Below are 391 nucleotides of genomic sequence, written 5' to 3' on the forward strand. Positions count from 1 at the left end.
CAAAACCCCTTGGGTGTTGTATGGTTAAGCCTCACGGGCAATTAGTACAGGTTAGCTCAATGCCTCACAGCACTTACACACCCTGCCTATCAACGTTCTAGTCTCGAACAACCCTTTAGGACACTTAAAGTGCCAGGGAGAACTCATCTCAGGGCTTGCTTCCCGCTTAGATGCTTTCAGCGGTTATCAATTCCGAACTTAGCTACCGGGCAATGCTACTGGCGTAACAACCCGAACACCAGAGGTTCGTCCACTCCGGTCCTCTCGTACTAGGAGCAGCCCCCTTCAATTCTCCAACGCCCACGGCAGATAGGGACCGAACTGTCTCACGACGTTCTAAACCCAGCTCGCGTACCACTTTAAATGGCGAACAGCCATACCCTTGGGACCG

The 391-nt window shown here is 52.4% G+C and carries 1 rRNA gene; it reads right to left on the minus strand.

Features of this window, described 5'->3' with window-relative positions:
• Window positions 1-20: 20 nt before the first annotated feature.
• Window positions 21-391, minus strand: a 23S ribosomal RNA gene (locus tag ACOSVQ_RS20665); the annotation flags it as partial.

This window comes from Vibrio sp. HM8-C, from assembly GCF_058630515.1.